This is a genomic window from Acidobacteriota bacterium (genome assembly GCA_020845575.1).
Classification (GTDB): domain Bacteria; phylum Acidobacteriota; class Vicinamibacteria; order Vicinamibacterales; family Vicinamibacteraceae; genus Luteitalea.
This window is the reverse complement of the sequence record JADLFL010000044.1, coordinates 86,745-113,733: the sequence shown is the minus strand read 5'-3', so window position 1 is coordinate 113,733 and position 26,989 is coordinate 86,745. Positions and strand designations below refer to the sequence as shown.

Below are 26,989 nucleotides of genomic sequence, written 5' to 3'. Positions count from 1 at the left end.
GATCGCGATGTCCCACGACTCCTACAGCACGCGCCGCACGCTCTCGGTCGGTAACGAGACGATTCACTATTACAGCCTTCCGGCGCTCCAGGCGGCGGGGTTCCCTGGCGTGGCCAGACTCCCGTACTCGCTCCGCATCCTCCTGGAGAACCTGCTGCGGCGCGAAGACGATGCGTTCGTCAAGAAGGCCGATGTGGCGGCGCTGGCCGAGTGGGACGTCAAGAGCGGCGGCGAGCGCGAGATCGCGTTCATGCCCGCGCGCGTGCTGCTGCAGGACTTCACCGGCGTGCCCGCCGTGGTGGACCTCGCGGCGATGCGCGATGGCGTCGTGAAGCTCGGTGGCGATCCGTCGCGCGTGAATCCGCTCCAGCCCGTCGAACTCGTCATCGATCACTCGGTGCAGGTGGACCACTTCGGCGCACGCGACAGCTTCGCGCTCAACGTGGATCTCGAGTACCAGCGCAACGGCGAGCGGTACGAGTTCCTGCGCTGGGGTCAGAACGCGTTCTCGAACTTCCGCGTGGTGCCTCCGGGCACCGGTATCGTGCACCAGGTGAACGTCGAGTACCTCGCGCGCGTGGTGTGCCGCGAAGACATCGACGGCCAGACGGTGGCGTATCCGGACACGCTCTTCGGCACCGACTCGCACACCACGAGGGTCAACGGCGTGGGCGTGGTGGGCTGGGGCGTGGGCGGCATCGAGGCCGAGGCCGCGATGCTCGGACAGCCCTCGTCGATGCTGATCCCCGACGTGGTCGGCTTCAAGCTCACCGGACGCCTGCAGGAAGGCATCACCGCCACGGACCTCGTGCTCACGATCACCGAGCGCCTGCGCAAGCACGGTGTCGTCGGCAAGTTCGTCGAGTTCTACGGCCCGGGCCTGAGCCAGCTGACGATTGCCGACCGCGCCACGATCGGCAACATGTCTCCCGAGTACGGATCGACGATCGCGATCTTCCCGATCGATGACATGACGCTCGACTTCCTGTGCCTCACGGGCCGTTCGGAGAGCCAGGTCGCGCTCGTCGAGGCGTACGCGAAGGCACAGGACCTCTATCGCACCGACGACACGGTCGACCCGATCTACACGACGGCGATCGAGCTCGATCTCGGGAGCGTGGAGCCGAGCCTCGCGGGACCGCGTCGTCCGCAGGACCGCGTGCCGCTGCGCGACGCGAAGACGTCGTTCGGCGCGTCGCTCGCGGCGATGCAGGCCGAGCCGAGGAAGAAGGCGTCGGGCGGTGGCGCCGCCGCTGCCGTGGCCGTCGAAGCACCCGCCTGGGCCGATCAGTTCGATCACGGTGCCGTTGTCGTGGCGGCGATCACGAGCTGCACGAACACGTCGAACCCGAGCGTGATGATCGCCGCGGGACTGGTGGCGAAGAAGGCCGTGGAGAAGGGTCTCACGCGCAAGCCGTGGGTCAAGACGTCGCTCGCGCCAGGCTCGCAGGTCGTGACCGAGTACTACGCGAAGTCGGGCCTCGACACGTACCTCGACGCGCTCGGCTTCAACCTCGTGGGCTATGGCTGCACGACGTGCATCGGCAACAGCGGTCCGCTGCCCGATGACGTGTCGGCGCTCGTCGACGAGAAGGACCTCGTCGTGTGCTCGGTCCTGAGCGGCAACCGCAACTTCGAGGGCCGCATCCAGCCGCAGGTGCGTGCGAACTATCTCGCGTCGCCACCGCTCGTGGTGGCCTACGCGCTGGCAGGCAGCCTCTCGGTGAACCTCACGACGGATCCGCTCGGCAAGGGCAAAGATGGCGAGGACGTCTACCTGAAGGACATCTGGCCGACGCAGCAGGAAGTCCAGCAGACGATGCTGTCGGCGGTGCAGTCGGATATGTACCGCCGCCGGTACGCGGATGTGTTCAAGGGCGACGAGCGCTGGCAGAAGCTGCCGGCGCCCGAGGGCGATCGCTTCGCATGGCGCGCCGACTCGACCTACATCGCCAATCCGCCGTACTTCGACGGCATGACGCTCGAACCCGCGCCTGTCGCCGACGTCACGGGCGCGCGCGTGCTCGCCCTGCTCGGCGACAGCGTGACCACCGACCACATCTCGCCCGCGGGCGCGATCAAGGCCGACAGCCCCGCCGGCCGGTATCTGATCGAACACGGCGTGCAGCCGCGCGACTTCAACCAGTACGGCGCGCGTCGCGGCCACCACGACGTGATGATGCGCGGCACGTTCGCCAACATCCGCCTGCGCAATCAGGTGGCACCCGGCACCGAAGGTGGCGTGACGCTCTACCTGCCCGGCGACGAGCAGATGAGCATCTTCGACGCCGCGATGAAGTACCAGGAGGCCGGCGTGCCCCTGGTGGTGATCGCGGGCAAGGAGTACGGGTCGGGCTCTTCGCGCGACTGGGCGGCGAAGGGGACGCGCCTGCTCGGCGTGCGCGCCGTGATCACGGAGAGCTTCGAGCGCATCCACCGCAGCAACCTCGTGAACATGGGTGTGCTGCCGCTCCAGTTCAAGGACGGCGAGAGCGCGGCGAGCCTCGGCCTCACGGGCCGCGAAGTGTTCGACATCGCGCTCGAATCGCTGGCTCCGCGCGGCGAGCTGAGCGTCGTGGCCACTGCCGACGACGGTACGGTCAAGACCTTCACCGTCCGCGTGCGCATCGACACGCCGGAGGAGCTGACCGCCTACCGCCACGGCGGCATCCTCCCGTACGTCGTCCGCCAGCTCGTCGCCCGCACGTGACATCGCCCTCAACCTAGGGGCCGGGCTTGCCCGGCCCGTTCAGCGACGGCGGGCGGACGGGCCGGACAAGTCCGGCCCCTACACCGTGGTCCGGCAGCGGCACGGTTGCCGTTTGCCGTTGCCGATCGTTCCGGTGCCCGGTCGCCCGGTGCCCGGTGCCCGGATCTGATGCTCTCCACTGATGCGCTTCGCGATCATGCGCTGACGCTCGGGTTCGACCTGTGCGGGGTGGCGGCCGTCGACCGCGTGGCGCGGCTCGACTACCTGCGCGACTGGATCGCGCAGGGCTATGCGGGCGATCTGCACTACGTGACGCGGTCGGCCGACGCGCGGATGGATCCAGCGCGTGTCCTGCCCGGCGCGCGCTCCGCCATCGTCACGGGTGTGCTGTACCACACCGACGAACCGCTGTCGGTCTCGCGCACGTCGCCTGATGCGGCGCGCATCGCGCGATACGCATGGGGCGAGGACTACCACGAGGTCATCGCGCGACGGCAGCACTTGCTCATCGGCTGGCTCAAGGAGCATGCGGGCGCGCGCTTCGAGGCGGTGGGGTACGTCGATACCGGGCCTGTGCAGGAGAAGGCCCTTGCCGCGGCGGCCGGACTCGGCTGGATCGGCAAGCATACGTGCCTCATCAGCCAGCAGCTCGGGTCGTGGCTGTTCCTGTCGGTGATTCTCACGACGCTCGATCTGCCGGCGGGCACGACCGTGCCCGATCGCTGCGGCACGTGTACCCGTTGCATCGACGTCTGTCCGACGGGCGCCATCGTGCAGCCGTACGTCGTCGACGGGACGCGCTGCCTCTCGTACGTGACGATCGAGTCGCACGCGGGCATCGACCCCGCGTGGCGCGATCGTGTGGGCGCGCAGATCTACGGCTGCGATCTGTGCCAGGACGTCTGCCCGTGGAACAACGGCGCACCGACGACGGACGATCCCGTGTGGGTTGCGCGTCCGCTCTGGCGTCAGGCCACGCTCGGACAGGTGTGGCGTGCGTCAGACGATGAGCTGCAGGCGTCGATTCGCCACAGTCCGATGTACCGCACCAAGGTGTGGCGCCTCCGCCGCAACATCGCGCTCGCCATCGCCGCGAGCACCGACCCCGACGCACGCGCCGCCCTGCACGAACCGCGCGACCCCGCCGTCGACCCCTCGTTCGCCCATCCCATCGTCATCGAACACATCGCCTGGGCGCGAAACAGGATCTCGGGCATGTCTTGAACAGCCGTTTATGATGCTGGGATGTCCCTGGCGCCCGCGTTGTTGCTGTCCATGCCGCAGATGCTCGACGAGAACTTCGAGAAGACCGTGGTGCTGCTGTGCGACCACACGGCCGACGGCGCGTTCGGGCTCGTGCTGAATCGCCCGACGACGATGGCGGCGGCCGAGGCGGTGGTGTTCGATCCGCCGCTGGCCGAGAACCACGGACCGCTCCTCTGGACCGGCGGTCCTGTCGAGCCGCAGCGTGGATGGATCCTGCTCGGAGAGTCGCTCGACGAGGACGCGGAGACGGAGGTTGCGCCGGGCCTGTACCTGTCGACCTCGATCGAACTGCTGCGTCGCGTGATCCAGGCCACGCCCGATCGCGCGCGCGTGCTGACGGGCTACGCCGGCTGGGGACCGGGGCAGCTGGATGAGGAAATGGCCGCGTCGGCGTGGCTCACCGTCGACGTCGATCCCGCGCTCATCTTCGAGACGCCCGCCGACGAGATGTGGAACCAGGCCCTCCGCCGCCTTGGCACTGGCCCGGAGAGCCTGCAACTCGGCCATGGGGTGCACTGAGCACTCAGCCCCGGTCCTGCCTCGCGTAGAGCTTCTTCAGCGCTTTCGACGCGATGCGCCCTTCGCGCCGGCGTTCGGCAGCGGCCTTGATGTCTGCCTCGTCAACGGGACGGGCGGACACTTCGCGTCGGAGGCGTTGATAGTTCGCCAGGCGCTCCGCAGACAGCCGGCCCTCGTCGACGGCGGCCTTCACCGCGCAATGCGGTTCCGTGTCGTGCGTGCAGTCGCGGAAGCGGCAGTCCACGCCGATCGCCGTCACATCGTCGAACGCCTCGTCGAGTCCGCTCGAGACGTCCCACAACTGCAGTTCGCGCATGCCCGGCGTGTCGATGAGCAGACCCCCGCCAGGCAGGACCACGAGCTCGCGATGCGTCGTCGTGTGGCGCCCCTTGCTGTCGCTCTCGCGCACGTCGGCGGTGCGCTGCACGTCGCGACCGATCAGCCTGTTGATCAGCGTCGACTTGCCCACGCCTGACGAACCGAGAAACGCCGCGGTGCGCCCGACGCCGATGTGCGCGCGGAGCGCATCGAGACCCTGTCCTGTCCTGGCGCTCACGAGTGCGACAGGCACCTGCCCGGCCACGGGGCCCAGCGCTTCACGCACCTCGTCGATGTTGCGATCGAGGTCGGCCTTGTTGAGCACCACGACGGGACTCGCACCGCCTTCGAGCGCGGCGAGGAGATAGCGCTCGATGCGGCGGACGTTGAAGTCGTGATCGAGTCCGCTCACGAGGAACACGACGTCGACGTTGGCGGCCACGACCTGTGCCTCGGCGACGGTGCCTGCCGCGCGGCGCACGAACCTGCCTCGCCGGGGCAGCACGTCGACGATGCGGCCCATGTCTTCGGTGGGTGCCGCCGGCGCGAGCGCGACCCAGTCGCCGACGGCGGGGAATGCTTCACGCGAGCCGAGCTTGTGACGCACGCGTCCCGTCACGCGAGCGAGATGTTCCGCGCTGCCTGTGTGGACGCGGTAGATGTGCTGGTGTTCGAGCACCACGCGCGCCGGCACCTCCGTCGCCGCGTGCCGGCCCACCGCCCATGTGTCGGCCCACGCGGCATCCCACCCGAGTTCGTCGAGCGTCGGCGACTCCTGCATCGGGTGACATTGTGAGGGATCAGGCCGTTCGGCCGGGCTCGGAGAGCCGGCCCTACCATCACGCGACGTTCGCCAGGGGTTGAAACCCCTGGCCTCCATTCGAGAAATAGGGGATGGTGCGAACGCGATCCACGGATGGTGCGAATGCGATCTCCGGGGATGGAGCGAACGGTCCGCCGTAGCGCATGGCGCGAAGGCGGAAGCCCGTTCGTCGGTGCACAATGCGTCCGATGGGCGGGACGGGCGACGCGGGGGCGATGGGGCGGGGGCAGGAGGCGCTCGATGCCGTGTGGCCGGAGGTGTACGAGGAACTGCGGCGGCTCGCGGGGCACTACGTGCGTGGCGAGCGGCAGGGGATCACGCTCCAGCCGACGGCGCTCGTCCACGAGGCCTACGTGCGCCTGCTGCGCGACGCGAACGCGTCGTGGGCCAACCGCGCGCACTTCTGCGCCATGGCGGCCAACGCCATGCGGCACATCCTCGTCGAAGAGGCGCGCGCTCGCGGGGCGCTCAAGCGCGGCGGTGATCGCCTGCGCGTGACACTCACCGGCATCGAGGCCTCGACGGCGGGCGACCCCGACGTGGAGGCCCTCGACGAGGCGTTGCAGGTGCTCGCCGCGCGTGCGCCACGTCAAGCGAGGCTCGTTGAACTGCGCTACTTCGGCGGACTCACGATCGACGAGGTGGCGGCTGAACTGGCTATCGCGCCTGCGACAGCCAAGCGCGACTGGGCGCTCGCCCGCGCGTGGCTTCGCCGCCGCCTCCAGTCCGAGGCACGTCCATGACGCCGGCGCAGTGGGCGCGCGTGACGGCCTTGTTCGGTGAGGCACGCGAACTGCCGCCAGACGCGCGCGTTGCATTCGTCGAGACGTCGTGTCCTGACGATGACGTCGTGCGGGCGGAGGTGCTCGCGCTGTTGTCCGACGATCGTGAGGATGACTTCCTCGAGCGTGGTGCCGTGATCCAGCCTGTCGACCTGCTCGACGCGGCAGGTGGGCACGCGTTCGCCCCTGGCGATGCGATCGGACACTATCGCGTCGAACGGCTGCTCGCGCGCGGCGGCATGGGTGTGGTGTACATCGCCGTGGACACGCGACTCGGGCGCCGCGTCACGTTGAAGGTCCTGCCTGCCGCGCTCACGCGCGACGCGCAGGCACGCGAGCGACTCCAACGCGAGGCGCGCATCGCGGCGGGTCTTCGTCACCCGCACATCGTGTCCGTACACGCGCTGGAAGAGGTGGACGACCTGCTGGTGATCGTCGCCGAGTACGTGGAAGGTCCGTCGCTTGCCGAGGTGATCGCGGCGCAGGGGCCGCTGTCGCGCGAGCGGTGGCATGCCGCGGCGTGCGATCTCGCCGAGGCACTGGCGGCCGCGCACGCCGCGCACGTCGTCCATCGCGACGTGAAGACGGGCAACGTGGTGCTCGGCGAGGACGGCATCCGGTTGGTCGACTTCGGCATTGCGTTGGCGGATGCTGACGCATCGGCGCGTCTGACGCTCGTCGGGCAGGCCGGGACGCCGCTCGCGCAGGCACCGGAGCAGCTCGACGGCGGAGACGCGACACCGCTGTCGGACCAGTTCTCGTATGGCGTGCTGCTGTACGAGGCCGCGTCAGCGCGTGTGCCGTTCGGCGACGGGCCGATCGCGAGCGTGTGGGCGCGGATGCTGCGCGATGCGCCGGCTCCCTTGCGCGCGCCGCAGCTGACGGCCGCGCAGATTGCCCTCGTGCATCGATGCCTGTCGCGACAGCCAGAGGATCGGTTTCCATCGATGCATGCCATCGCCGACGCACTTGACGCGGCGCTGCGCGATGAGTCCACGCCCGTTGTCGAGAGCGAGCGCGCCTCATGGTCGAGCCGATGGCTGGGCGTGCACCATGCGGCGACGGCGGCGTTGTATATCGCCATGCTGTGGCCTGGCTGGCTCGTGGCTGCGGCGGTTCCGAGGCCCTGGCGCGCGTGGGCACACATCGCGCTCATCTGCCTGGCGGCTGTTGCCACGTCCGTGCGTCTGCACCTGTGGTTCAGCGCGCGCCAGTACCCGCGTCACATCGCCGACGCACGCGTCAGGTTGTGGCCGCTGTTGACCGGCGTCGACGTGCTGTACGCGCTGCTCGTCGCGGGGATGGCGCTTGCCGCCGCCGACCTCACCCTCGTGCCATCGGTCTGCGCCGCCGGCCTCTCCGTCTGTCTCGCCGTCGCCTCGCTGGTGATAGAACCCGCCACCCGCCGTGCCGCAATGTCTGAGTAGGGTTTCTACCCTTCCGTCGTGACGCCGAGGATCGCGTTGGCGGTGCGGACGAGGCGGGTGGTGGCGTCGACTCCCGCGGTGTCGGCGACGAGGGGCGCGGCGACCCTCGCCAGTTCTTCGGCGCGGCTGGGCGAGAGCGTGGGCAGGCGCGCCGCGAAGTCGACGACAGCGCGGCGCTCGCGCGCGGTCAGCGGCACGCGTGGCGCTTCGCTCGCGCGATCGGCCCACGTGGGTGTCGACGGCTGCGCGGCATCCACGTGTACGACGAGCGTGCCGGCCGCGACGTCGCCGAGCCGGCGTCCGTCACCCGCGACGATCATGCTGACGACGGCAACGAGATAGCCCACGGGCAGGAAATCGACGGCGCGCAGCATGTTGCGCACGATGGACGCGCTGGCGCCCACCGGCGTCCCATCGTCGTGCACGACGGTGAGACCGCAGAGCCGCTTGCCCGGCGTCTGTCCATCGCGCCAGACTTCGAAAGCGATCGGGTATCCCCACTCGAGCAGGAACGCGAACACCAGGAACAGGCCGACACCCGCGGGCCCGAGTATCGGCAGCACGGATCCCACGCCCATGTAGATCACGACGCGGATCCCGAAATCCACGATCCACGCCCGCGCGCGTGCAACGGGCCCCGCGGTGCGCAGGTACAGGACGCACCCTTCGGGCGTCTCGACGGCACGCATCGTGTCGATGCGCGCAACGCGACCGTCGGAGGCGGCAGAGCGATCAGCCGATGAAGACGTCGCGATAGCTGACATACATCGCGGCCCAGTACGTGGGGATCATCAGCACCATCACCAGCGCGCCAGTCACGGCTGCCCCGATGGCCGCCGCGGGAATCCCGAACTCCGAGGATCCCAGCGCCATGCCGGCGATCATCATGAACCCGCCGGCGACGCAGGCGGTCGCGAGTGCGATGCCCAGCACGGCGAGACCGTAGACGAGAAACGGCAGCATGTTGCGCAGCGCGCCTCGCAGACTCGTGCGCATCGCGTCCATCGGCTGGAGTCCGTGCAATACGACGAGCGCCGGCGCGAACCAGATCGTCATCGACAGCGCCACGGACACGCCGACAACGAGCAGCACGGCGATGGCGATGCCGGCGGCAAGCAGCAGCGGCTGCGATTCGATCGCCTCCGCGCCGCCGACCACCGCCGCCACGCCGATGCCGATGGCTGCGACGATGCCGATGCACATGATGAGCAGGATTGACGCCGCCAGGTAGAGCACACCCACCATGGCGAGCGGCTGCAGGTGCGGTGCCTGGCAGGCCCCGAACAGGTCGCGGACCGCGATCTGGCGGCCCAGTTCGTCGGCGCGGCATCCCATCATCAGGCCGCCGATCAGGATCGGCATCATGACGCTGGAGAACAGGCTGACGATCGGCACCAGGCTGATGGCGATCGTCAGCCCCACGAACAGCAGGGCGATGCCGACCCACTGCAGCGGCGCCCGCGCGATCGTGCTCACGCTGCCGCGCACCCACTGCCAGCCGTGCGCGGCGGGCAGTGTACGCCCCTCCGCGATGAGTGTGCCTGGCGCGCCGAAGCTCGGCGACGTGCCGAGGACGGCATCGGGAGGACGGAACGGGTTGTCCATGGTCATATCAAAGGCTCCCGGCGCGCTTCAGGCGCCAGTAGTGGTTCGACAGTGCCACGGCCAGGTGCGACGGCGGGACGTCGAGCACGTCGACTCCTCGCTGTCGCAGCCGGCCGATGAGGGCCTCGCGCACCTGAGCGTACTCGATGGCTGTTGTCCATCGCGCGGCATCGTCCAGCGACACCACGCCGGCGCGCAGCCGCTCGTCGACGACCTGTTCGCGCAGGCTGGCCACGGTGACGCGATGCCGGCGCCGCAGCAGACGGGTGGCCGCGATCAACTGCTCCTCGTCCTCGTCGCGCAGTGCCGTCAGCAGCACGATGAGGCTGTGTCGTCGCAGGCGATCGTGCAGCGCGCGCGCGTCGGCGAGATAGTCAGGCACGCGGTGGCCGGGCTGCAGGTCGTACAACCCCTGCACGAGCCGCTGCAGCGTGGCGCGCGACTTGCGCGGCGGCAGCAGGCGCGCGTGGTCGTGCGCGATCGTCGCGCAGCCGACAGCGTCGCCCTGCGCCAGCGCCACGGCCGCGAGACGCAGCGCGGCGTTCAACGCATGGTCGAAGTGCGAGAGCGTGCCGTCGCGCGTGCGCAGGCGAAGACCGCAGTCGAGCACGAGCAGGATCTGCTGGTCGCGCTGATCCTCGTACTCGCGCGTGATCGGACGTCCGCGCCGCGCGGTGGCCTTCCAGTCGACGAGCCGCAAGGCATCGCCTTCGCGATAGTCGCGCAGCTCCTTGAACTCGAGGCCGTGCCCACGTCGCGGTGCCAGGCGCGCACCGGCTGGCGGCACGCGCAGGTCCACGGCCTCTACGGACCCGCCGCCGGCCTGGCTGAAGTCGGGGAACACGCGCACGGCGCCGTCCTGCCTGTGCAGCGACTGCCAGTCCCAGAGTCGCCACGGCGATCGCAGCCGCGTGACGATGGCGCCGGCGGAGTAGCGTCCGCGCACGGACGGTTCGACCACCAGAGGCACGCGTGCGCCGCGTGCACCGGCAGGCACGTGTACCGCGATCGGCGGTTGCGACTCGGCGCGCCCGAGCGGCAACTGATCGACCACGGCGACACGCATGTCGCGCGGTCCTGTCAGTCGTACGTGGTACCCATGCCGTCGCCCTACGGGCAGAATCGCGGGCAACACGCGAGAGGCGGTGACGTTGCGTGCGCGCTCGCGCAGGCGCCATGCGTCGATGCCGCCGGCCACCGCCGCCATGCCGCCCATCGCGAGCCACGCCGGCTGCAGCGACGGCCACACGCTCGCCGCGACGCCGGCGGCGAGGCAGCCGGTGACAACGGCCAGAGCGGGAGGCGCGGGCAGCAGCATGTCAGTCTCGCGGCGCGGGCACCTGCGCGAGCACGCCTTCGACAACGGTGTCGACGTCCTGGCCGTCGAGTTCCGCGTCGGCAGACAGCGTGACGCGATGACGGAGTACCGCCGGCGCCGCGCGCTTCACATCGTCAGGCGTGGCGAAGTCGCGATCGTCGAGGATGGCGAGCGCCCGCGCCGCGCGCACGAGTCCGATGCTCGCGCGGGGACTTGCGCCCGCCATCACGCCCGGAGCCTCACGTGTGGCGCGTGCCACGGCAACCGCGTAGGCGAGCACGCGGTCTTCCACGAGGACATTCGCCGTTTCCGCCTGCAGGGCCGCCACGTCGTCGGGCGTGAGCACGGGCGGCAGCGACGTCACGTCGAGGTCGGCGCCGGTGCGCCCTTCCGTCACCGCGCGCGTCAGCGCTTCTTCGTCGGCCTGCGATGGATACCCCATGCGGATGCGGAACAGGAAGCGATCGAGTTGTGCGTCAGGCAGGGGATACGTGCCCTCGTGTTCGATCGGGTTCTGCGTGGCGATGACGAGGAACGGGCGCGGCAGCGGGCGCGACACCCCTTCGAGCGTCACCTGCCGCTCCTGCATCGCTTCGAGCAGCGCGGCCTGCGTCTTGGCCGGGGCCCTGTTGATCTCGTCGGTGACGACGATGTTGGCAAAGACGGGGCCCTCGCGCGTCACGACGCGCTGCGTACCGGGCTCCAGCACGGCGTGACCGACGATATCGGCGGGCATCAGGTCTGGCGTGAACTGGATGCGTGTGACGCGACCGTCGATGGCGCGACCCAGTGCACGCGCCAGCAGCGTCTTGCCGAGACCGGGCACACCCTCGATGAGCACGTGTCCGTCGCAGAGGAGTGCCGCGAGCACTTCGTCGATCGCCTGATCCTGCCCGACGATCACGCGCTGCAGATGAGCGCGGACCCGGAGGATGGCGGCGGAAGCGTCGGAGGAGGTCAGAGCGGTCATATGCGATGGAGGCGACGCCAGATGTGGCGGAGTCGCTGAATCGTATCGAGGAAGTCCACGGGTGTCGCGGGTGTGGCCGCGATCGCCGCGTTGTCGCCGGGACGTGTATCCCAGGGCCGCCGTCGCAGGTGCTGTGCGACAGCGCGCTGCGCGGGTACTGTCAGCGCGGAGAACCGCGCATCCCGCACCTGGAAGCGCGCCAGGGCGTCGAGGTGCGCGCCCAGTTCGCGTCGTTCCGGCGCCGGCGGGGCGAACACCAGTCCGGGACGCGGCAGCACACGCCACAAGGCGAGCACTGCAAGTACGCAGGCGGCCGTCACGACCGGCCAGCCGGTGCGCGCCACGGCCTGCCATTCGAGCTCGGGCACGGCGGTGTCGGCCAGCAGCACGAGGCCGTCGAGCGTCTCGCGCGTGGCGAGATGCCAGAGCAGGGCTGCGTGTTCGTGCCGCCCGATGGCCTCGTTGTGCCACATCGTCGAGAGGCCGGCGACGAGGATGACGACGCCCTCGCCGTGCGGTACGTAGGCGATCGCCAGGCCGCCGTGTCCGTCGCCGCTGCTCCACAGCGGTGGCGTGGAGAGGAGGAAGCCCGAGGGCGTCTCGATCGTGAACGGCGTCTCGTGCTGCGGATCCTGGATGGTGACAGTGGTCGGTGGTTCGATGTACGTCCCGTCGGTGGTGAACGACACGGCGCGGCGATCCGGTTCGCGCACGCCAAGGCGCTGCGAAAGCGCACCGTACGAGGGCTCGAGGACCAGTGTGCCTCCTATCCTGACCCAGAAAAGCAGTGCGTCTTCCGTTGCGCGCGTCAGCGCGAGGTCGCGCTCCGTGAGCATCAGCGTGGCACCGAGCGGGTACTCTCCGACGGCGGCAACTCCCACATCGACGATGTCCGCGGTGAAGAGACCGGCGTCGAGCAGGCGCTCGAACGCGAGGCGCGGCTGCTTGCGGACTTCGGCCGATGCCCCGCGACGGATCGTCACCGGCACGCGCTCGAAGAGACGTCGTGCGGTGGCGATGCCGCCCGCGACCGCGAGGGCGACGAGGATGCCGGCAATGACGCGTCGCTTCATGCCGGGCCGTCCACGAGATGAGAGCCGTATGCGTCGCACATGGCGCGCGCGCGTTCGACGGACGGCTCGCGACGGGCATAGGCCGCGCCCTGCCACGCGCGGACCACGTCGCGCACCGCGCGCTCGGCATCGGGATCGAGCCTGCCGCGAACCTGCCGCAGGCAGTCGCCTTCCGTGTCGCCGGGGCGCGCGTCGTACAGTCCGCGCCGCACGGCGAACCGCACCACGCCGCGGTAGAGATGCCCCATCGCGTCGCGCACGCGACCCTCGTCGATGGCCTGACGTGCGCGCGCGACGACGTCCTCGTCGGTACCAGGTGTCGCCGCGAATTCGAACTCGGTCTCTACAGGGCTGGCGGCAGTTCCGGCCGTGCGCCAGCGTCCGCGTCGCCACACGAGGCGGACGATCGCCGCCACGACGAACGCGAGGAAGGCCCACGTGGCGCCGCGCGACAGCGTACCGAGCGCGGCGAGGCGATCGAAGAGCGCGTCGAGCCACGCCGGAGGCCTGGCATCCGGTACTTGCGGCGTGCGGCGCAGTTGCCACTGCTGCACCGTCTCGTTGCGTCCGAACTCGGGGGCCTCCAGAATCGTGGCGATCGCCTCGGCCGGATCGAACTCCTCGTCTGATATGTCAGCTTCGACTTCCGCATCGATCGCATCTGGCAGTTCGACGGATTCCTGTGCCCGCACCACGGGCGCGGGGAAGAGCAGTGCGATCGCGAGGACCAACGGCGCGGCCACGCGGCGTGCAAGCGCACGGAAGACGATCTCGATGTCCCACGCTTCGAGGTCGGTGCGACGGCTGACATACCACCCGAACTGCGCTGCCGTGACCCACGGCGCGCACAGTGCGTCGCTCGCGATGAGGAGCAGGGCCCACGTCCGTCCCTGCGTCGTGAGCAGCGGGACGTCGCCATCGAGCCACGCCGTCATCCGTTCACCCATCGGATCGGGCACCAGGGCGAGTGCGAGGCCGACGAGCGCAAGCATCGTGAGGACCGTTGCTGCGAGCCCGAGGACGGCGGCCGCCACGCAGGTGCCGTATCCGCGCGCCGTGAGGACGTGCATGCGGGCGCGAGCGGCCTGCCCGCGTAGTCCTTCGAGCTCCCAGACGGCCAGCCACGCGGTGCGCACGGGACTCAGGCGTCGCCATGTGACGCTCGCGAGCCACGGCCCGAAGTGCGCGGGTGCGCGGAGCGTGTCGACAAGCGCCTGCCGAACCGTGATCGGGTGATCGAAGAAGCGCCGGGCCATCACGATGAGGATCGCGCGCTCGGCCCACGGCCTGAGCAGCCACGCGCACGCCACGCCGAGGAACGGCCGTGGCGCGAGGGCGACGATCGCGAACGCCGGAAGTGCGTAGGCGAAGAGCCACGCGGGCACGAACTGCGCCGACCATGCGCGTCCGAGCGCGATGCCGAGGTCGACGGCCTCGAAGTCGTTGCGCGGACGCAGGTCGACGGCGATGTCGTCAGTCCGCATCGCGTCCTACGCGTATGAAGTACAGCACCGTCAGCAGCCACAGCGCGAGCCCGACGGCGTATTTCATGTCAGGCGGCACGCTCGCGCTCGGCGACCAGAATGCCTCGATGACGGCGGCGAGTGCCGTCAGCAGCGCGGCACCGAGCAGCAACGGCACGGCGCGCCGGGCTTCGAGCGTGAGCGCGTGTCGTCGAGGCCAGGCGCCCGGCGACAGCAGGCCGCGTCCGAGCATGAGGCCGGCCGCGCCCGAGAGCACGGCACCGATCAGTTCGAACGCGCTGTGTCCGGCCACGAACGACCAGAACGGCACGCCGCCGCCCGTCGCGGTGACGTAGCCCGCCGACGCGCCGATGATCAGGCCGTTCAGGACGAGGAAGAACACGCTGCCCGCGCCGAAGAGGATGCCGCCCGCGAAGCACTGGAAGTCGATGCGGACGTTGTTGGCGATGTAGAAGCCGTACATCTGCCAGTCGACTGCGGCGCCACGCGCACGCGACGATCCGTGTGCGGGATACATCTGTTCGAGCGACGCGCGTGTGCCCGGTCCGATCAGGAGATCGGCCACCGACGGCACGACGATGACGATCGCCGTGAGCAGGAGGAACGGACCGAGCAGCAGGATGGCCGACGCCAGCACGAGCCGCGCTTCGCGGCGCACGTGTCGCGGCAGGTCGCGCGTGATGAACGACAGCCACGACACCGACGGCCGCCCGGCGACACCGTAGATCTCGCGATGCGCGCCGAGCACGCGCGCCTGGAGCGCGGTGACCAGCGCGAGCGAGTAGTCGCGATCCTGCGCCAGCGCCAGGTCGTGGCACAACCGGCGGAAGCGGACCGCGATGTCCTCGCCCTCGTCGGGCGTCGCGATGCCGGCACGCCGGGCGGCGACCCACCCGTCCCACCACGCCCACGCGTCCTGCCGTCTCGCGGCGAACTGCTGCTCGCGAAGCACGCTACCGCGCGGGAGTCGCCGTGGCCGTGCCCGTCGCCGGCGTCTGCGTGCGCGGCGTGCCCTTCACGTACGTGTCGAACCACGCCACCCATTGTTCGAGCCGGTGCCGGCGATAGCTCGGTCGCGTGATGCCGTGATACTGGCCGGGATAGACGATGAGGCGCGTCGTCGTGCCGACGGACCTGAGCCCCTGATACATCTGCTCGCTGCCGATCGCCGGCACGTTGAAGTCCTTCTCGCCGGTCATGAACAAGGTCGGCGTCTTGATCCGCTCGATGTTGAAGAACGGGTACGACACCTTCATCCACCGATCCATCGTCTTCCACGGCTGGCCCATCTCCGTCTCGTACTGGACGATGTACTGGTCGGTGCCGTACATGGTGAGCTGCAGCGAGCTTCCGGCACCGCTGACGGCGCCCTTGAAGCGTGGGTCCGTCGCGATGGTGTAGTTGGTCAGGATGCCGCCGTAGCTCCAGCCGCCGATGCCGAGTCGAGCGGGATCGGCGATGCCAGACGCAATGGCCCAGTCCACGCCGGCCAGCAGGTCCACGACTTCCTTGTTGCCCCAGTCGCCGTAGATCGCGGTCTGGAACGCCTGGCCGCGCCCGTTGCTGCCGCGATAGTTCACCTGCAGGACGGCATAGCCGTTGGCGGCGATCCATTCGCGGTCGAACATGAAGCCGTAGCTGTCCTGTCCGTTCGGGCCGCCGTGGATGTGCAGCACGAGCGGCAGTTTCGAGGCGGTCGTCGTCCCCGGCGGAAGCGTCAGCAATCCGCCGATGCGGAGGCCGTCCTTGTTGGTGAACTCGACGGCCCTCAGCGTGCCCAGTGTCAGTTCCTTCGCCATCCAGTCGTTGTGTCCCGTGAGCTTGCGGAGTGCACCGTTGTCGAGCGCGTACACCTCGTCTGGCTGCGTTGGTGTGCTCACGAGGACCGCGAACCCATCGTCGGCGCGGCTATCGGCGATGCCACGAACGACGCGATCGCCTGATGTGATGCGAGTGACGGCACCGCCACTGGAAGGCACGGATGCGACGTGCTGCGCGCGGTCGTCGCTCACGACGAACGTCACGAGCGAGCCGTCGCGCGACCACGTGGCGTCGCTCACCGGCCTGTCGAGCGTGTCGGCGAGGAACGTGGGTGTGCCGCCTGTCACCGGGACCACGGCGATGCGGTACTGCTCGTACGCGTCGTAGCGGACGTCGCTGCCCTGCATGAAGAGCAGGCGCCGGCTGTCGGGGCTGAAAGCGAGTGGCTCGCCGTGGCGCGTGGCCGTCGTGCTGACCTGGCGCGGCGTGGCACCGGCGCGCGGTTCGATCACGTACACCTCGCGCACCGTGGACTTCTCGCGATTGTCGGATCGTGCGCTCAGGAAGGCGACGAGCGCGCCGTCCGGCGACCATGTCGCGCCGCTGTCGTCGTAGGCACCTGACGTCAGCGGCGTGGTCGTACGCGTCGCGACGTCGAAGAGATGCAGGTGCGTACGTAACCGTCCGTCAACGTATCCCACGCCGTCGCGCTTGAACTTGAACGTCTCGATCTCGATCGGCCTGGGCGCCTTGTCGGGTTTGTCGTCTTCGGCGGCCGGGTCCACGTCGCGTGCGGTGATGAGGAGCCGCGTGCTGTCGGGCGACCAGGCGTAGTCGGACACGCCGCCGGGATGCGCGGTGAGCACCTGCGCTTCGCCACCGAGACGGCTCAGCGTCCACACCTGTGTCTTCTTCTTGTCGTCCTGCCGCAGGAAGGAGATCCACTTGCCGTCGGGGCTCCAGCGCGCCGACGTCTCGGCCTCCGGCGTCGACGTCAGGCGGATGCGCTCGCTGCCGTCCCACTTCACCATCCAGACGTCGGTGTCGGTCTTGTCCTTGGCGACGTCGACGGTGGCAAGGGTGTAGGTCACCCACTGTCCATCGGGCGAGCGCTGCGGATCGCGCACCGACACGATCCTGTCGACGTCGGCCACGGCGATCGGTCGCGGCGCCGCGGACGCCGCGGGTTGCGCAAGAGACGAGGCGGCCGGCAGCGTGAGGATCAGACCGGCAGCCGCGAACGGGCGGTAACGGATGAGCAGGCTGGGCATGGGCAATTGTAGGACAAGGGAGCGTAGGGGCCGGGCTTGCCCGGCCCGCCCACCGGGCTACGGCGGAGGAAGTGGGCATCTGGCGGTAGGATCCGGGCGGAGATACCTCGACATGTTCTGGCGGCGGGTTGTGGAAGACTTCGGTCGTGATCTGCGTCTCGCGTCACGAAACCTGTGGCGCGCGCCTGCGTTTGCGGCCGCAGCCATCGCCACGCTGGCGATCGGTATCGCCGGGACCACCGTGATGTTTGCGCTGGTTCATGGTGTGCTCCTTCGACCGCTTCCGGTGCACGACCAGGACCGTCTCATCGTCGCGTGGAAGGAACTGCGCAAACCCGACCTTGCCCATTACTCCTTCGGCGATGTCGATGTCGAGCGAGTTGCACGAGACAGCGGTCTGCTTCTTACCGTCGCAGGCGTGTCGTCACACGGTACGTCGCAATCGACCATCGTGGTTCGTGGCGAGCCGGTGCACGTCATGGCCGCACCAGTCACGGGTCGATTCTTCGACGTGCTCGGCGTGCGCCCGCTCATCGGCCGGACGCTCGATGCCGACGACGATGTGGAGGGCGCGGAGCGCGTGCTGGTGCTGAGTCACGGCGTGTGGCAGCGGCACTACGGCGGCGCACCGGATGTCATCGGCCGCCAGATTACGCTCGACGAGTCGCCCTTCACCATCGTCGGCGTGATGCCGCGGGAGCTGGATTTCCCCGCTGGTGTCGAGGTGTGGCGAACGACGCGATCGTTCTCGACCAGGGGAGCGTTCGGTGATGCGGCTCGTCGCGAGGTCGATCTCGTGGCGCGGCTGCAGCCCGGCGTCACGATCGAACAGGCGACAAGCGAACTGGCGGCGTTGATACGCCACTACGAGGCCGACGCGCCGCCAGCCGAGACGCGCGGTTTGACGCCGGTCGTGCGCCCCCTGGCCGAGCGCGTCGTGGGCAACGTGCGTCCCGTGCTGCTGGCATTGCTGGCAGCGGCGGGCCTTGTGCTCCTCATCGCGACGGCCAACGTCGCCAACCTCCTGCTGATGCGCGGCGAGGCACGTCGCGCGGAGGTGGCGGTGCGTGCGGCACTTGGCGCCCGGCGCAGCGCCATCGTGCGCCAGGTATTTGCCGAGAGCCTCGTCCTCACCGGTGGTGCTGCCGGAGTCGGGCTGGCTGTTGCGTGGTGGAGCCTGCGGGGGCTTGCTGCGTGGCTGCCTTCGATGTTGCCGCGCGTCGAGTCGGTGCGGTTCGACCCGAGCGTCGTGCTGTTCACGACGCTGCTCGCGCTCGTCACCGCCATGCTCGCGTCGCTGACGCCTGCGCTGTCGTCCGTACGCCTCGATCTCGTCTCGCAACTGAGTAGCGGCGGGCGCAGTCTGAGTGGTCCGGCCACTCGTCATGGACGACGAGCACTCGTGGTGGCGCAGGTCGCACTGGCCGTCATGGTCGTGGCAGTTGCGGGGCTGCTGGCGCGCACCATGCTGTATCTGCAGACCGTCGACACAGGGTTTGCGACGGACCGTCTCGTGTTCGTCGATCTCGTGCTCCCGCGTGCCGCCACGGAGGGCCGCGGTCGGCACAGGCAGTTGCTCGATGACATCGTGGCGAGGCTCGAGGCCGTGCCGGTCGTCACGGCGGTCGCGCCACTGCACGTGCCGCCGTTGACCGGCGGAGCGTCATGGTGGGTGCCCGTGTTCACGGCGGAAGGCCAGAGCGTGGACCAGGCCGCCGCCAATCCTGCGCTCAGCCTCGAGTCGGTTCACGCGCGACACTTCGAGACCATCGGCATCCCGCTGACACGGGGGCGCGCCTTCTCCGACGCGGATCGTGACGGCACGCTTCCGGTCGCCATCGTCAGTGAAGACGTCGCCGCGGTGGTGTGGCCCGGGATCGATCCCGTCGGTAAGCGACTGAAGATCGGGGGCCCTGATTCGACCGACCGCTGGTACACCGTCGTCGGCGTGGCGGGGACCGTGCGGTACGGCGACATCACGCGGTCGCACCCGACGCTCTATCTTCCTGATGCGCAGTTCATCGTCTCGGCGGAGGTACTTGCCATACGCACCGCGGCGCCCCTGAGCGTGGTCGCGACGGTAGCACGCGATCGCATCCGTGCGGTGAACGCCGACATCCACGTCACGCGCGTCACGCCGTTCCACGAGGCGCGTGCCGGCCTGCTCGCGCCGCAGCGATTCAACGCATTGTTGTTGGGCCTGTTCGGAGCGGCAGCGTTACTGCTCGCCGCGATCGGCCTCTATGCCGTCATTGCGGCATCGGTCCGTCAGCGCGATCGTGAGATCGGTATCCGCATCGCCCTGGGAGCCACTGCCGCGCACGTGCGCCGCCTCGTCCTCGGCGAGTCGCTGCGGCTGGCCGGCGCCGGTGTGCTCGTCGGCCTGGCCGGTGCGGTGGCCACGACCCACCTGGTGCGCGGCCTGCTCCATGGTGTCGAGCCTCTCGATCCACTGACGCTGTCGGCCGCCGTCGCCGGCCTGCTGCTCGCCGCGGCGCTTGCCGCCTGCATCCCGATGCGACAAGCGGTCCGCCTGAATCCGGCAACGCTCCTGCGCAAGGGGTAGGAGAGAAGCGGGTGCCCTACATCCTGGAGAACGGGCGCCAGTGCACGTCAAGGCGTAAGCGATTGCACGAGTGTCCTGTCGATCAGCCTGGCAGACGGCGCGGCCCGGCGAACATCTGCCAATGCGCTGCGCACGGCAGTTCCGGCATCCGGGGCTTCTCGCGTGAACTCCAACGCGAGACGTCCCGACTGACCGATACCGACGAGCGCGTCGTCGCAGCCCGCTTCACCCAGGCGTTCGACGAGCGCATCCGTATCGCTGTCGTCGGATGCCAACTGATACTTCAGCGTGAACGTGTACTCCATCGTGGTTTACTCCTCTGACTCGACCTGCGCGGCGCTATCGGGCACCCACAAGGGGTGCCCCTACATCCCGGGGAACGAGCGTCAGCGCACGCTACGGCGCAAGCGATTGCACGAGTTGGCGTGGCCGTGTGAGAACGATGTCCACGCGTTCTGCCGAGCGTTGTCTGCCGTCGGGGCCGTAGTCCACGCTGATCACGCGCTCGTCATCGTGGCCGACGTAGTAGCCGGGAAGTACGTGATCCAGCACGTGAGATGAGCCGTCGAGATCGTGGACGTTGAGCTTCTGGCGCCACTGAACGAGGGTCGTGCCAGGCTGCCAATCGTCGGGTACATCCGTGGTCTCGTGGATGCTTGCCAGGTAGCCGCCGCAGACAGCGGCTGTGCGCATCATGCTGTTGGTACGAGCCCACAGTATCGAGCCCGACGTGTCGGATGGGGCGACAGGTTCGTGCGCGCTTCGCAGAAAACCAGGCGACGCGACATCCACGACGCGCACGAGGCTGTAGTGATCGTCGTAGAAACCGACCGTCGGTGTCGTCGGCAGCGTCACTGTGAACTCCGTGTCCGTGGCGTGTCCAGTCGTATTGATTGACGTCTGCGCGCAGCGCCCTCGGCATGTGTTGTCGAACGGTGTGAAAGCCGTCGTCCACTCACCGGTGGCGGGCGACAGCATCAGGCCGACATGGCGTCCAGCGTAGTGCTGGTCGGTCGATGGTGCGCGGTCGGGATCGCTCCCGGCGGTCGCCACGCCGTGCAGGACGATCGCGACACCGGGTACGACGGCAAGCGGCCCGGCTGGCGGGGCCGTGAATGCGAGCGGGTTGACGCCGATCGGCCACGTCGTGCGAGCGACGCCGGATCGCGAGTCGAACTCGACGAGGGTACGAGTCATGCTGTCGAGCACATACAGCGCGTGCCGTTCGCAATCCACACCCACGCCGCCAACCGACCGCGGAGCGTGCTGCGCGTCGAGTGTCATTGGCGTGCGTGGACCGGCGTGACGACGGACATCGAGATGCCAGACGAGGCCGGACGCGTCGCCAAGATAGACGTCGTTCCCGCACGCTGCCGCCGAGGCGATGATGCCGATCTGATGTCCGTCGGCGGCTTGCAGCGACACACGCTCTACCGCGTCGCGTGCGTCTTCCGGGTCACGTGACCTGCCAGGCGTGCAGGCGATCGTCAGGACGCCAGACAGAACCAACGAGGCAGTTCGCATTCCGAGCATTGTCGGGCGTCAGTGGTGTCGCAGGCGCTGAGCCAGGAGATCGTCGATCAGGCGCGGGAAATACGAGATGCCCACATCGACGACGGTAGCATTGTCACGCTACATTCGTTAGACATTTAACGCATCGATCGAAATACGTGATCCGCTGTCCAGTCCGGGCATTCACCGCACAGCCGGCGCCGGTGTGCTCGTCGGCCTGGCCGATGCGGCAAGCGGTCCGCCTGAATCCGGCGACGCTCCTGCGCAAGGGATAGAGAGGCGCGTCGCTTCACACGCCGAGATCGCCTGCCCAGAGCCGTTCGAGGAAGTGTCGCCACGGCAGTACCTCGATGCCGTCGGCGAGCGTGCGCGGCGCTGACTCGAGGCAGACGACGATCCGTCGGCGGATGCGGTGTTCCTCGGCGATTGCGCGCAGTCCGCGCAGGTCGCCGTCGTGGACGCGGTTGCCGCTCTTGATCTCGATGGCGAGATCGAGATCTCCGACGATGACGTCGATCTCGTAGCCGGACGCGGTGCGCCAGTACGACAACTCCATGTCCGGCGCGCGATAGGCCTGGTACGCACGCAGTTCCATCAGGACGTAGTGTTCGAAAGCCTTCCCGAAGTCGGAACTACCGGGCTGCGGCCGTCGGCGTGCGAGGTAGTTCGTCACGCCGACGTCGAAGAGATAGAACTTGTCGGTCTCGATGAGGCGCCGTTGCCTGGCACGTCGCCACGGTGGCAGACGAAAGCCGAGATACGTGTCCTCGAGGATGTCGAAGTACGTCCGCACCACCTTCGCCGACACGCCGGTCTCGCGCGCCACGTTGGTGTAGTTCAGCAGTTCGCTGCTGGTGAGCGCCGCCACGCGCAGGAACTCGGCGAACGCAGGGATGTTCTGCGTCAAGGCCTCGGCGGCGATCTCCTCCTTCAGGTAGTCGCTGACATAGGCGCGCAGGTCCTCGTGCGGATGCGCCGAGAGGAAGTGCGGGGGCAGCAGGCCGTTGGTCATCACGCGGTCGAGATCGAGATCATCAACCTCGGGCATCGCCAGCGGGAGCATGACGCGCCGCCAGGCTCTGCCGGCGAGCAGGTTGGCATGGCCGCGTCGCAGCTTGCGGGCGCTCGAACCGGTCAGGAGAAACGACAACGAGGTGTGTTCGATGAGCCAGTGGACCTCGTCGAGGAGGGCCGGTACCTTCTGAACCTCGTCGATCACGACCAGGTGCGAGGGGCTGGCGGCGAAACGCTCACGCAGCAATGCCGGACGGGACGCGTACTCCGCAAACACGTCCGTCTGGAGCAGGTCGATGAGCGGGGCGTCCGGATGGTGTTGCCGAACCCAGTAGCTCTTGCCTGCGCGTCGCGGTCCCCACAGGAATGCCGAGGCCCGCGGCGGGAGCGAGATCTTCAGGAGTCGCCTGACTATACGCGCCACGAGGGAAGTTTATCATGACAATCTTCCCTCATCGGTTCGTTCGTCATGGGAAACTCAGCCAGCTACGTCCGCATGCCTTGGGCGCGGGGGGCGCTGGTTCGGAGAGCCGGCCTTGCCTTCAGGAGCCTACCGGTTGCCGGTTGCCGGTTGCCGATCTCCCCGTCCGGCCCCTTCACATACCTGTCGAACCAGTCGAGCCAGCGGGCCCACAGGTCGAGGAAGTTCTCCTTCGCGCGCGGGGCGTGCGATTCGAAGGGGTAGACGTAGAGGACGGCCGTCTTGCCGAGGCCTGTCAGGGCCTGGAGCATGCGTTCGGACTGGATCAGGAACGTGCCCGAGTTGTTGTCCTGCGCGCCGTGGTACATGAGCAGGGGCGCCGAGATCTGATCGACGTAGAAGAACGGCGAGATCTCCAGGTACGTGTGCGGCGCGTCCCAGATGTTGCGGCGCTCGCCCTGGAACGTCATCGGCGTGAGCGTGCGGTTGTAGGCGCCGTCGCCGGCGATGCCGGCCTTGAAGAACGGCGTGTGCGCGAGCAGGTTGGCCGTCGTGAACGCGCCGTAGCTGTGACCGCCATGGCCGATGCGATTGACGTCGACGTACCCGAGCTCGTCCACCTTGCGGATGGCGGCGTAGATCGAGTCCTCGAGGTTCGGCCGGTAGTTGTCGTTGAAGCGCCCGTCGCGTCCGAGGATCGGGATGTCGGGCGCCACGAGCGCGTAGCCCTGCGTGAGCCAGATGTCCGACCAGCGCAGGAAACTCAGGGGCGTATAGGCGTTGGTGTTGCGCGTGCGGATCGCGTCGCGCGTGTACGCCGCCTGGTCCTCGTACTCACGCGGATACGTCCAGAACACCGCCGGCACGCGCGTGCCAGGCGTGTACCCGACGGGCAGGGAGATCCGGCCGCGCGCGGTCGTGCCGTCGCGTCGCGTGTACTCGAAATCGACGCGCTGCGCGCCCGTGATGTCGGGATACGGATCCGTGTTGCGCGTCAGGTTCTCGAACGTCGCAGCCCGATCACCGGCACCGTGCGTCCAGAGGTAGCTGTCGGGCACCGTCGAACGCCCCTCGCGAGAGACGATGAGGCGCGTCACGTCGCGATCCAGTGCCACGAGCGGCTGATCGAACGTGGTCGTCGTGCCTTCGAAGATCCGCGTCGTCTCGCCCGAGCGGATCGCCACACGATCCACGAACGGCTGCGGCGTGAACGTCTTCGTGTAACCGGCGCCTTTCAGGAACACGGCGCTGTCGTCGGACGAGACGATCGCCGACGCGATGCCATTGGCGTCCATGGTGGTCAGCACCTCACCCGGCAGCGTCAGCGGGTCGGCGGTGTTGACGTTGCCCTTCAGCACGAACGAGGCGACAGGCGTGGCCGCGAGGTCGTACGCCACGAGATCCTGGCGGCCGCCTGAGCCGGGCGACGAGTTGCCGGTGCTGCGACGTGCCACTGTCGCGAACGCGAAGCGGCCATCGCGCGCGTACACCACCGACGCGAAGCGATGCTCGGTCGTCGCCAGCGTTTGCGTCGTCGCGACGTCGAACGGCGCCTCCAGCAGCAGCAGCCGATCGCCGCGTGCCGGTGCGTCGCCTGCCGCGGACGGCTGTCCATCCCGTGGAGCGCTGTCACCGGCTGGCGCGGCGCTGCTTCGCGCGGCAGGCTCGCGCCACAGCACTGACAGTCCCTTTCCGTCCGGCCGCCACGTCACATCGCGTGGCAGGTCATCGTCTCCACCCGGCCCGCGCTGCTGTCCTTCCTGAAGCGGGCGCTTGCGGATCTCGGAGACAACCCGGCCCTCCATGTCGATCACTTCCAGCCGTCGTCCGAACGACGTGAAGCCGACGATGTCGGAGAAGGGCTCGTCGATGGTCTCGCGGAGGATGTGCCGGCCGTCCGGGCTGAGCGAGAAGTCCAGGTACATGGCCGGTGCGCCGACGAGGCGCGGCGCTCGTCCGGGCGCGACGATCGCGAGCTGCGCCGTGGTGTAGTAGCGAAAGAGCTGCGCGTCGTGATCCGAGCGGAGCAGGAACGGCAGCGTCGACGTCGGCGTCGGTTTCTCGCGGGTGCGCCGGATCATCGGTCCCGTTGGAACCGCGGACTCCAGCGGCTCGGGACCGCGCGCAGACGGGACGAGCGCGGTGAGCAGCGAGCCGTCCGGCAGCCACTGGAGCAGGCGGCTGCCCTGCGCGTCAGGCGCTTCGCCGCCCCCGCCACCAGGCCGCCCGAGCAGCGTGGCCATCACGGGCGCGTCACTCACCGCGCGCGCGGTGCCCGTCTTCACGTCTGCGACCCACACCTGCGATGCCGTCGGCAGGTGCGCGACGAACGCGAGCCGCGCTCCGTCTGGCGACCAGCGCATGTCGCTCACGTAGGCGTCGCGCGGGATGGTGACGGGATACGTACGTCGCTCACGCAGCGAGTAGATGTCGAGCCCCGTGTTGCCGTACGTGGCGAGCCGCCATTCGCGGTTGACCTCCGGGATGAGCTCCAGCATCGCAAGGCGCAGCGTGCGCCGTGCCATCTGCTTCAGATCGCTCAGTTCCTGGAAGTGCGGGATCACGAAATGGTCACCGTCGGGGCTGAGGCGATTGAGTGTCGCGATGTGCTTGTCGCGCGCGAACAGGTCCTGGACCGACGCCGGAGGCAGGACGTAGCCGTCGCCGGGTGCCTGTTGCGCGTCCGCCCGCGACACAGGAGGGAGCGCAACGAGCAGGAGTATGGCGACACACCGGAGGGCTGGCTTCATCTGGACGGCATCCTTTCGCGCCGCCATTGTAGTAGCCACGCACGCGGCGGTCGGATGCGCTACTCCGCGAAGAGTCACGCGAGAGGATCGCCAGGCCACGGGCCTCGCGTCAGCGGTGCGCGCCGCGCGGTAAGATGGGCACGTGCGCCTTCGCCTTCTTGTCGTGACTGGTGCGATGCTCGTCGGAGTCGTCGCCGTCGCAGATGTCGACGCGCAGACGCGTCGTCGGCAGTCGACGCCAGCGCCGGCGCCAGCCGCTCCGGCTCGGTACACCGCCACGCGACCCGCGTCGGCGCTCGCGGACAAGCAGGTCGTGTTCGAGACGACGCACGGCACGTTCGTGGTGCAACTCGACGCCGCTGCGGCACCCAATCACGTCGGGTTCGTGCTCGATCAGGCGGATGCCGGCGCCTACGACGGCACGACCTTCCATCGCGCCGTGCCGATGGGCATCGTCCAGGGCGGCGACCCGCTCTCGATCGATCCGGCGAAGACCACGCTCTACGGAACCGGCGGCCTCAATCGCCTGAAGCGTGAGCCCAACGATCGCAAGACCGTGCGTGGCGCCGTGGCGGCCGTCCTGATCCCGAACAAGCCAGACAGCGCGGGGGCGCAGTTCTTCGTCTGCCTCACCGATCAACCCGGACTCGACGGGCAGTTCACCGTCTTCGGCGAAGTCGTCGAAGGTCTCGAGGTCGTCGAGCAGATCTCGCTCACGCCGCTCGACGCCGAAGGACGTCTGACGTCGCGCGTCGTGATCACGAAGGCAACAGTGCGAGACACGCCGCCGCCGAGCGCGGCACCGTTCGCCGAGACGACGGTCGAAGCCCTCGCGGCGACGCGCGCCACCATCAGCACCACGCTCGGCGACATCATCGTCGGCTTCGCGCCCGATGTCGCGCATGAGCATGTCCGCAATTTCCTGCGTCTCGCACAGCTCGGCGTGTACGACGACACGGGGTTCCATCGCGTGGTGCCGGGGTTCGCGATTCAGGCTGGCGATCTGTCGTCGCGGCAGGCGCCGCTCACGCAAGTGCAACGGAAGGCCGTCGGCACCGTGCGCGGCGAGTTCAACGCGCTGAAGCACGAGGCGGGCATCCTCAGCATGGCGCGTGGCGACGATCCGGACAGCGCCAGCACGTCGTTCTTCATCTGTACCGCGCCCGCACCCACGCTCGACGGCAAGTACACCGCCTTCGGCCGCGTGCTCGAAGGCATGGACGTGGTGCGCGCGATCGAGCAGACGGCGCTCGACGGCGAGGCGCCGCGCACACGCATCGCGATCACGAAGGTCACCATCACGAAGGACGCGCAGTGAGCGACGCGAAGGACGGGAAGAAGAAGATCGACTACGGCAATGCGTGGGAGGAAGCGCGCGCGCTCATCTGGAAGAGCCGCG

The 26,989-nt window shown here is 68.8% G+C and carries 19 protein-coding genes and 1 pseudogene; 7 read left to right on the top strand and 13 right to left on the bottom strand.

The features are described 5' to 3' along the window. Nucleotides 1–7: 7 nt before the first annotated feature. The 3 genes from acnA (at nt 8) to IT182_13025 (ending at nt 4,495) form a co-directional block, all read left to right on the top strand. On the top strand, nt 8–2,710 hold the full coding sequence (gene acnA / locus IT182_13035) for an aconitate hydratase AcnA (GenBank protein ID MCC6164266.1): 2,703 nt from the start codon (nt 8–10) through the stop codon (nt 2,708–2,710). 168 nt (nt 2,711–2,878) lie between these two features. Then, complete coding sequence (gene queG, locus IT182_13030) at nt 2,879–3,934, top strand: tRNA epoxyqueuosine(34) reductase QueG (GenBank protein MCC6164265.1); 1,056 nt, start codon at nt 2,879–2,881, stop codon at nt 3,932–3,934. A 21-nt stretch (nt 3,935–3,955) separates the two neighbouring features. Further along, nucleotides 3,956–4,495: a YqgE/AlgH family protein gene (locus IT182_13025; GenBank protein ID MCC6164264.1), complete on the top strand. Its 540-nt coding sequence runs from the start codon at nt 3,956–3,958 to the stop codon at nt 4,493–4,495. A 4-nt stretch (nt 4,496–4,499) separates the two neighbouring features. Here the strand turns inward: IT182_13025 and rsgA are convergent, their stop codons facing one another. Then, nucleotides 4,500–5,594, bottom strand: a complete 1,095-nt coding sequence (gene rsgA / locus IT182_13020) for a ribosome small subunit-dependent GTPase A (GenBank protein ID MCC6164263.1) — start codon at nt 5,592–5,594, stop codon at nt 4,500–4,502. A gap of 230 nt (nt 5,595–5,824) precedes the next feature. Here rsgA and IT182_13015 point away from each other — a divergent pair, with 230 nt between their 5' ends. Both IT182_13015 and IT182_13010 read left to right on the top strand, forming a co-directional pair. Next, complete coding sequence (locus IT182_13015) at nt 5,825–6,379, top strand: sigma-70 family RNA polymerase sigma factor (GenBank protein ID MCC6164262.1); 555 nt, start codon at nt 5,825–5,827, stop codon at nt 6,377–6,379. After that, nucleotides 6,376–7,845 (top strand): serine/threonine protein kinase, encoded by a 1,470-nt coding sequence (locus IT182_13010; GenBank protein ID MCC6164261.1) that lies wholly within the window; start codon nt 6,376–6,378, stop codon nt 7,843–7,845. Before IT182_13015 ends, IT182_13010 begins: the two co-directional genes overlap by 4 nt. A 5-nt stretch (nt 7,846–7,850) precedes the next feature. Here the strand turns inward: IT182_13010 and IT182_13005 are convergent, their stop codons facing one another. From IT182_13005 to IT182_12970, 8 genes are read right to left on the bottom strand one after another with little or no spacing between them, the layout of a single operon-like run. Next, on the bottom strand, nt 7,851–8,534 hold the full coding sequence (locus tag IT182_13005; GenBank protein MCC6164260.1) for an RDD family protein: 684 nt from the start codon (nt 8,532–8,534) through the stop codon (nt 7,851–7,853). 43 nt (nt 8,535–8,577) lie between these two features. Continuing rightward, nucleotides 8,578–9,450, bottom strand: a complete 873-nt coding sequence (locus tag IT182_13000) for a hypothetical protein (GenBank protein MCC6164259.1) — start codon at nt 9,448–9,450, stop codon at nt 8,578–8,580. A 7-nt stretch (nt 9,451–9,457) separates the two neighbouring features. Then, the gene (locus IT182_12995) at nt 9,458–10,768 is read right to left on the bottom strand and encodes a DUF58 domain-containing protein (GenBank protein ID MCC6164258.1); all 1,311 of its coding nucleotides are present in this window, start codon (nt 10,766–10,768) and stop codon (nt 9,458–9,460) included. Between the two features lies 1 nt (nt 10,769). Then, a complete protein-coding gene (locus IT182_12990; protein MCC6164257.1) occupies nt 10,770–11,738 on the bottom strand; it encodes a MoxR family ATPase in 969 nt (322 codons plus the stop codon). After that, nucleotides 11,735–12,811 (bottom strand): hypothetical protein, encoded by a 1,077-nt coding sequence (locus tag IT182_12985; GenBank protein ID MCC6164256.1) that lies wholly within the window; start codon nt 12,809–12,811, stop codon nt 11,735–11,737. Before IT182_12985 ends, IT182_12990 begins: the two co-directional genes overlap by 4 nt. Next, a complete protein-coding gene (locus IT182_12980; GenBank protein MCC6164255.1) occupies nt 12,808–14,295 on the bottom strand; it encodes a DUF4129 domain-containing protein in 1,488 nt (495 codons plus the stop codon). The genes IT182_12985 and IT182_12980 overlap by 4 nt, the downstream gene beginning before the upstream one ends. Continuing rightward, nucleotides 14,285–15,247, bottom strand: coding sequence for a stage II sporulation protein M (locus tag IT182_12975; protein ID MCC6164254.1), 963 nt, complete (start codon nt 15,245–15,247; stop codon nt 14,285–14,287). The genes IT182_12980 and IT182_12975 overlap by 11 nt, the downstream gene beginning before the upstream one ends. Nucleotide 15,248: 1 nt before the next feature. After that, nucleotides 15,249–17,327 carry a S9 family peptidase gene (locus IT182_12970; protein ID MCC6164253.1) on the bottom strand — a complete coding sequence of 693 codons (2,079 nt, stop codon included), beginning with the start codon at nt 17,325–17,327 and terminating at the stop codon, nt 15,249–15,251. Between the two features lie 112 nt (nt 17,328–17,439). Here IT182_12970 and IT182_12965 point away from each other — a divergent pair, with 112 nt between their 5' ends. Then, a complete protein-coding gene (locus tag IT182_12965; protein MCC6164252.1) occupies nt 17,440–19,893 on the top strand; it encodes an ABC transporter permease in 2,454 nt (817 codons plus the stop codon). 77 nt (nt 19,894–19,970) lie between these two features. Here the strand turns inward: IT182_12965 and IT182_12960 are convergent. The 4 genes and pseudogenes from IT182_12960 to IT182_12945 form a co-directional block, all read right to left on the bottom strand. Then, nucleotides 19,971–20,198 (bottom strand): annotated as a pseudogene (locus IT182_12960) (DNA-binding protein). Nucleotides 20,199–20,289: 91 nt separating this feature from the next. After that, entirely contained in the window at nt 20,290–21,417 is a 1,128-nt protein-coding gene (locus IT182_12955; protein ID MCC6164251.1) for a hypothetical protein, read from the bottom strand. 277 nt (nt 21,418–21,694) lie between these two features. Beyond that, entirely contained in the window at nt 21,695–22,843 is a 1,149-nt protein-coding gene (locus IT182_12950) for an ATP-binding protein (protein MCC6164250.1), read from the bottom strand. A 62-nt stretch (nt 22,844–22,905) separates the two neighbouring features. Next, the gene (locus IT182_12945; GenBank protein ID MCC6164249.1) at nt 22,906–25,590 is read right to left on the bottom strand and encodes a prolyl oligopeptidase family serine peptidase; all 2,685 of its coding nucleotides are present in this window, start codon (nt 25,588–25,590) and stop codon (nt 22,906–22,908) included. A gap of 142 nt (nt 25,591–25,732) precedes the next feature. Here IT182_12945 and IT182_12940 point away from each other — a divergent pair, with 142 nt between their 5' ends. Continuing rightward, complete coding sequence (locus IT182_12940; protein MCC6164248.1) at nt 25,733–26,908, top strand: peptidylprolyl isomerase; 1,176 nt, start codon at nt 25,733–25,735, stop codon at nt 26,906–26,908. Nucleotides 26,909–26,989: the final 81 nt, after the last annotated feature.